This window comes from Clostridium sp. (assembly GCF_032552055.1).
In the GTDB taxonomy this organism is placed as follows: domain Bacteria; phylum Bacillota; class Clostridia; order Clostridiales; family Clostridiaceae; genus Clostridium.
Genome location: NZ_JAWGSV010000162.1, coordinates 1 through 7,221, shown reverse-complemented (window position 1 = coordinate 7,221; position 7,221 = coordinate 1). Strand labels below are relative to the sequence as shown.

Sequence of the window (7,221 nt, the reverse complement as noted above, 5' to 3'; positions counted from 1 at the left end):
TAAATATCTACCATTTTTAAAAGATAAGTGTCATAATCCCCTTGTCTTTTATCCCACTTTAGGTATGAAGGCCTTACATCGTTATACCACTTATTTTCACTAACCAGTTCATATTTTATTATTTTCTTAAAAACTTCAGTGATTAAACCTTCTCTATATATTGTTCCATCTATATCAAAAAATGCTGCTACATTTTTCATAAAATCCCTCCATTTATTTTTTATATCTATTATATATATGTTTCAAATAATAGTCTAGATTATTTTTATAATAAATAGTCAAAAAAACATAATTCTTTATATAAACTATTAAAATTGAGAGGAATATAGCATTTAAATTTCCATAATTATTGGTATAATCGTTGGTCTTCTTTTAGTTTTATCATATATATATCTTTCTATTGCCTTTTTAATATTAGTTTTTATTAAATACCATTCTATAATTCTATTATCAAGGCAGTTTTGCAATTCATTAGTAGCTATATCTTTTAATTCCCTAATAAGTTCTTCAGCTTCCTTAACATAAACAAAACCTCTTGTAATAATATCAGGACCTGCAATTATACTAAAACTTTCCCTTTCAATAGTCACTACTATATTAACTAACCCATCTTGGGCTAAATGTTTTCTATCTCTAAGTACCAAAGTTCCTACATCTCCAACACCAAGTCCATCTACTAAAACAGTACCAGTCTTAACCTTCCCTTCTTTTTTAGCCTCATCTTCGTTTATTAATAAAACATCTCCTCTTTCTAATATAAAAGTGTCCTTTGAATCCATTCCAAGGCTAATTGCTAAATCTTTATGATGCTTTAAATGTCTATATTCGCCATGAACAGGCATAAAGTATTTTGGCTTAATTAATCTATGCATAAGTTTCAATTCTTCTCTATAAGCATGACCTGATACATGTACTTCTTCTAAGTCTTCATAAATCACATCTGCTCCTTTTTTAAATAGTTCATTTATGACTTTAGAAATCAACTTATCATTACCTGGAATAGGAGCTGCTGAAATAATAAATAAATCATCACTTTCAATTTTAATTTTCTTATGATTCCCATAAGCTATTCTTGCTAAGGCTGCCATTGGTTCCCCTTGGCTTCCTGTAGTTATAATAGTTATATTTTCGTTATTGTAATTTTTTATATCCTCTATCTCTATTAACATATCCTCAGGCATATGCAGATATTCAAGATCAATCGCCATTCTTGAAATGCTCTCCATACTCCTTCCTGCAAAAGCTACTTTTCTATTACTATCTAAAGATGAATTAACTATTTGTTGCATTCTATGTATATTAGAAGCAAAGGTTGCAATTATAACCCTACCTTTAGCTGTAGCAAATATTCTATTAAAAGTATTACCAATAGACCTTTCTGACATAGTGTAACCAGATCTTTCAACATTAGTACTATCTGCCATTAATAGTAGAACTCCCTCTTTTCCTATTGTTGAAATCCTATCTATATCAATAACTTTATCGTCTATTGGAGTTAAATCTATTTTAAAATCCCCAGTGTGAAAAATAGTTCCTAGCTTAGTCTTTATAGCAAAACAACAAGACTCTGCAATACTATGAGTACTTTGTATAAACTCTATAGATAAATTATTAAATGATACCATTTCACCTGGATTGACTAAAATAAGATTACTAGTTTCTACTAATTTATGCTCTCTTAATTTATTTTCAATAATAGCCAAAGTTAATTTTGTTCCGTAAACATTCATATTTAATTGCTTAAGAATATATGGTATTGCACCAATATGATCCTCGTGACCATGGGTTATAAATAATCCTTTAACCTTATCTTTATTATCTATCAAATAAGATATATCAGGAATAATTAAATCTACTCCGTACATTTCTTCGTCAGGAAATGCTATTCCACAATCTATTACTATTATTTCATCATTAACTTCTAAGGCGGTAATATTCTTTCCTATTTCTCCAACTCCACCAAGAGGAATTACCTTTATAAAATCTCCATCCATTAAAAAACCTCCTTTAATATACTAATAGTATTTCCCAAATATAGAATAATTAAATTAACTATTTAAAATATAATATCTTCCATAACATAAAAATTTTTATTTAAAATATCAAAAGAAACTTTTGGTATTATATTCAAATAAAAAAAGATGTACCGAATTTAAAACATGGTTAATTCGGTACATCTTTATAGTTAAATAAGGAAATCTATTTATTTGTTAATTGTTATAGTATAAATTATCACTTTGATATTCTGGATCACAAGTTATATCAATACCCAGTCTTCTGAAGGTTTGTTCATCTCCATTTGAAGTCATAGTTGTTGAATGCGCTTGACATCCCTTTAATTCTGTTAACTTATTTAATGCTACTTGTGCAGTTGGATTTGTTGCAGCACATATACTTAAAGCTATTAGTATTTCTTCACAATTTAAAACTGTATTTTTAATACCTAAAGTTTTAAACTTTAAGTTTTGGATTGGCTCTAAAATAACTGGAGATATTAAATGTATATCATCAGAAATATTAGCTAAATGTTTTATTGAATTTAAAATTACAGCTGCTGGTGCATCCATTATTTCTGAACCTCTTCCAGTAAGAATAGTTCCATCATTTAATTCTAAAGCTACTACTGGGTATGATTCCCTACCATTAATCTTCTTTAATTTTTCTGAGTATTCTCTAGCTGGATTAACTACTTTTCTATCAGATTCTTTTAAATTTAACTCTTCCATAATAAGCTTAGCACTATCTGCAACATCTTTATCTACATAACCTTTTTTAAATTCACAAATAGTCTTATAATATCTTCTTATTATTTCTTGATTAGAAGCTTCTTTTACTACATCATCATTAATGATTCCAAAGCCTACCCTATTAACTCCCATATCTGTTGGAGATTTATAAACTGATTCTTTCCCAGTGATTTTTTCAATTATTCTCTTAAGAACTGGGAAGCTTTCAATATCTCTATTATAGTTTACTGCAACTTCATTATAAGCATCAAAATGGAAAGAATCTATCATATTAACGTCTTTCAAGTCTACTGTAGCTGCTTCATAAGCTATATTTAGAGGATGCTTAAGTGGAACATTCCATACTGGGAAAGTTTCAAACTTAGAGTATCCTGCAATATTTCCTCTTTTATTTTCATGATATAATTGGCTTAAACAAGTAGCAAGCTTTCCACTTCCTGGACCTGGAGCAGTAACTACTACTATTGGCTTTGTTGTTTCGATATATGGATTTTTACCATATCCTTCATCACTTACTATAGTGTCTACATCTGTTGGATATCCAAGTGTAGCTCTATGCTTATAAACTTTTATTCCTCTTCTTTCAAGCTTGTTTATAAATACAGTAGTAGCTGGCTGCCCATCAAATCTAGTTATTACTACACTATTTACATCTAAACCATATCCTCTTAAATCATCTATAAGTCTTAATACTTCAAGGTCATATGTAATACCAAAGTCTCCTCTGATCTTGTTTCTTTCAATATCTCCTGCATAAACGCATATTACCACTTCAACTTTTTCTTTAAGCTTTTGAAGCAATTTAATTTTAGCATTTTCATCAAATCCAGGTAAAACCCTCTTAGCATGCAAATCATTCATTAGCTTTCCGCCAAATTCTAAATATAATTTATCGTAATCATTAACTCTTTCTAAAATATATTTAGATTGTTCATCTAGATATTTTTTATGATCAAAACCTATTTTCATCTTTTTGCCTCTTTCCTGTATTCTAATATTCATTTTTACTTTTAATCATTAAGTAACTATTATACATTAATTTTTTATTACTTTCTATAACAACTTAAAAATGCATATAAAATTTTTTATATGCATATACTCATTGGTAATATCATTATCATCTTCCCCTTTATATTGCATTCTGGTTTTTCAGGTAAGATAATATTATTCTTTCTTAATATATCTAAGTATGGTTCTATACTATTAAGTATTTTTTCATAATAATTTTCTTGAGAAGATTTTCTTAGTAAACTAATGCATTTATCTTTATCTTCCTTTATCATCATTACTTTGCCATATATTTTACAAGAACATTGAACAAAGTCAAACATACTATATCCATTATTCACAAAATTATTTTGATTTATAGTAAGCAATATTGAAACATCTTGATTTTTAACTATTAAGTCCCTGCTTCCATTTTGTGTTATACTATTTTTTATTCCACTAAGCAAATTATAAATAATATTAAAATTTAAACTTTTAAGATTATTTTTATCTAAAATAGAATTAAAAAAGTCTATTCCATAGCAATTAATACTATTTAAGACTGTATCGATATATTCAGGTAATGATACTTCTTGAATACATCCTGTAACTTCTACATAGTCTCCAACCTTAACATTACCATTTTTAATTGATTTATAGCTAATCTTCTTCATATGATTATTAGAATACATTCTATTTATTAAATCGTTATGAAGAGTAAAAACTGTACTTATCTTTTTAATTTCTTGTTCTACCCTATCAAAATCTCTACCTTCAAAGCCTAAACTTCTTTCTCTGCCATCCTGCTGACTCTCTTCACAAGAATTATGTTTACTTTTATATCCCTCTATTTTATCCCTTTGATCTTTAAAGTCTAGTTCTTTAGAGTTTCTCTCACCAACCCTTACATTACCTCCAACAGTTCTGTCTTTAATTCTCCTAAAGGTTCTTATATCTATATATCCATTAACAACTACTGAATTTAAATTCTTAATTAATAATTCATCTAGATATACAAGTAAATCTAGCATTGCCTCCTCCTTAGGAATTAATCAACTTATAAATATATATTAAATTTCAATTTTATAAATAACTTACTCTTTATCTTTATTTTTATTTGTAATAGCTTCCTTAATATAATCAAGTATTTGAGTGTTCTTTATACCAAGCTCATCCTTATCTACTTTTATATTATCGATTATCTTCTTTATAGTTATTTCTTCTTCAAGCTCTTTTATTTTTTTAATTATTTCTACATTGTTTTTTTTATATAAATCAACAGAATATACTTCCTCATTACAAACTTCACAAGTTCCATATAATTTGTTGTACTTTATTTTTCCTATATTTAAATCCTTAGAATCTATATAGCTATTTATCTTCATTCTTTGTATTTTTTTGCACTTTTCACAATAGCATTTATTATAAAGCATAACTTCACCTCTATTTAATTTTATCACTAAATATTTCTATAAAAAAGTCTCATGTGTTAAATAAAGCTTTCAATAATATAATCTAAGGAATAATATCCTTTCTTATACTATTGAAAGCAATTATTTTATACAAAATATTTTTAAAATCATTATATTATTAAGTAATATAAATAACTATTAATTCTAATTTTTAATAGGGACTGTAAATACAGCCCCTTTACTATAATTCTACCAACAACCGCCTAATAATAATAACCATATAAGTGGGAATCCACAACCAAAGCCACCGCCGAATCCACCACCGAATCCACCGCCACAGCCAAAGCCACCGCCGAATCCACCGCCACAGCCGCCGCCCCAGTTATTACAGCCACAACAACAATTATTTCTACAGCAGTTATTATTGCAACATCTTCTTGACATGTTTATCAACTCCTATTCCTTTGTATGCTATATATTATTCAATGCACTCTCATTTTGTTCTGTAAATTTATAATCATTTACGAGTATATTATTTAAGTGTACATTTAGTTTATCTTATGCTAAACTATAAAAAAAGGAGTGATTTTTATGGAAAAAAGAAATCGTTTAGTAGCACCTAGAAATGTTGTAAATACTAAGATGCTTTACAGCTTTTATATATTAAAAGAATTATCAAAAGGTAATACTATTTTTGGTAACAAAGTGTTAGATGAATTTAAAAGTAGATTTGAATCTACAGCATTACCTTTTCCAGTATCTTCAAGTACAGTTTATGAAACTTTATATGATCTTGAGACAAAAGGATATGTAACTAGCACTTGGTCTGGAGATGAATTTTTAAATAAAAGAAGCAAAAAAATATATTCTATTACTGATGCTGGAGTAGAATATTATAAATATCATATTGCTGATTATATAAGTAACTTAAATAAAACCAAAGCTACTTTAGATATTATGATAGAAATGCTAAAAAAATAAATTTTTCTAAGAAAATTGGCATTTTTTTATAACCTTTTTAATACTATATATTTATAGCATATTATAAGGAGAAAGGTTATGGAGAAATACAATGAACTAAATACTTTAAATATACCTTACTTATCTTCAAATGAAAAAGAGGTAAGTAATTTTAGCTTAAAAGATGAGTCACTAATATTATCTTTTAAAGATTTTAATTTTAAAACATTTAAAAATGTTTCTGTTTATCTTAAAAATATAAAAACAAGAGAATTACTATTTGCTCCATCTAAAGCCACTAATAATTCTCTTGTTATTAATTTAAAAGATTTAAATAAATTATGTACAAATTACGAATATAGCATAGTAATTTCATTAGAAAATGAAATAAACAAAATGTTATACTTCCCTATTAACAAATCTATTAATTTAAGTCAGGAGTTATTTACCAATTCATCTTCTGATAATTTAAAATGGTATTTAAGACTAACAAGTAACGGTAAATTAAGACTTTCTACAATTGTAGTCTTTCCAAAGAAAAATAGCTAAGCAATCTTATTATAAGATAAAATATCTTATAGCAAGCTACATTGCCTTGCTATTTTTTTTATTTTCTCTAAATTTTCTATTTTTCTAGAAAACAAGGGAAAATTGTAATTGTAGTTCCCCCATAAACTAAAATCAGCTTTATCAAAGTAAAATGTAACAAAAAATAATTCCTTCAAATTAAGTTTTGTTAATAGTGGAATAAAAGAAATATCAGTGATTTCAAAAAATATATCTTCATCTGACCCACAATTCATCAATCTATGAAATAATAACTTTTCCTCATCTTTTAGTCTATCTTCGATGTACCTAATCGAATTTTTATCTAATCTATTCTTATAGAAATCAATTACTACCTTTTCATTATTTATGTTAAATAACTTTTCTATAAATCTAATATATAATTTCTCTACCTCTTCGTATATAGATGTAATTGGAGATAATTGAATATGTTCATACCTATCAAATCCATCTAAAATATTTGAAAAATATATAAACCCACTACTTTTAAATTCATTTAGACTTAAAGCTCTAACCTTCAATCTTACTTCTCCTTAATCCATGTAATC

At 26.8% G+C, this 7,221-nt stretch carries 8 protein-coding genes and 1 pseudogene; 2 read left to right on the top strand and 7 right to left on the bottom strand.

What is annotated here, in order from left to right; translation table 11 throughout:
• From E6248_RS11020 to E6248_RS10995, 6 genes and pseudogenes are all read right to left on the bottom strand, one after another.
• A pseudogene (locus E6248_RS11020) lies at positions 1-200 on the bottom strand (HAD-IB family hydrolase); the annotation flags it as partial.
• 132 nt (positions 201-332) lie between these two features.
• Positions 333-1,994 carry a ribonuclease J gene (locus E6248_RS11015; RefSeq protein ID WP_316340852.1) on the bottom strand — a complete coding sequence of 554 codons (1,662 nt, stop codon included), beginning with the start codon at positions 1,992-1,994 and terminating at the stop codon, positions 333-335.
• 216 nt (positions 1,995-2,210) lie between these two features.
• Positions 2,211-3,716, bottom strand: a complete 1,506-nt coding sequence (locus E6248_RS11010; RefSeq protein ID WP_316340851.1) for a DUF1846 domain-containing protein — start codon at positions 3,714-3,716, stop codon at positions 2,211-2,213.
• Between the two features lie 116 nt (positions 3,717-3,832).
• On the bottom strand, positions 3,833-4,765 hold the full coding sequence (locus E6248_RS11005) for a hypothetical protein (RefSeq protein ID WP_316340850.1): 933 nt from the start codon (positions 4,763-4,765) through the stop codon (positions 3,833-3,835).
• 63 nt (positions 4,766-4,828) lie between these two features.
• On the bottom strand, positions 4,829-5,167 hold the full coding sequence (locus E6248_RS11000; RefSeq protein WP_316340849.1) for a hypothetical protein: 339 nt from the start codon (positions 5,165-5,167) through the stop codon (positions 4,829-4,831).
• Positions 5,168-5,395: 228 nt separating this feature from the next.
• Positions 5,396-5,590 (bottom strand): hypothetical protein, encoded by a 195-nt coding sequence (locus E6248_RS10995; protein ID WP_291665476.1) that lies wholly within the window; start codon positions 5,588-5,590, stop codon positions 5,396-5,398.
• Positions 5,591-5,737: 147 nt separating this feature from the next.
• Here E6248_RS10995 and E6248_RS10990 point away from each other — a divergent pair, with 147 nt between their 5' ends.
• Together E6248_RS10990 and E6248_RS10985 are read left to right on the top strand one after the other, a co-directional pair.
• The gene (locus E6248_RS10990) at positions 5,738-6,127 is read left to right on the top strand and encodes a PadR family transcriptional regulator (protein ID WP_316340848.1); all 390 of its coding nucleotides are present in this window, start codon (positions 5,738-5,740) and stop codon (positions 6,125-6,127) included.
• A gap of 78 nt (positions 6,128-6,205) precedes the next feature.
• The gene (locus tag E6248_RS10985) at positions 6,206-6,655 is read left to right on the top strand and encodes a hypothetical protein (RefSeq protein ID WP_316340847.1); all 450 of its coding nucleotides are present in this window, start codon (positions 6,206-6,208) and stop codon (positions 6,653-6,655) included.
• Positions 6,656-6,681: 26 nt separating this feature from the next.
• On the opposite strand, the gene E6248_RS10980 is transcribed toward E6248_RS10985, so the two are convergent.
• Positions 6,682-7,194 (bottom strand): hypothetical protein, encoded by a 513-nt coding sequence (locus tag E6248_RS10980; protein ID WP_316340846.1) that lies wholly within the window; start codon positions 7,192-7,194, stop codon positions 6,682-6,684.
• Between the last annotated feature and the right edge of the window lie 27 nt (positions 7,195-7,221).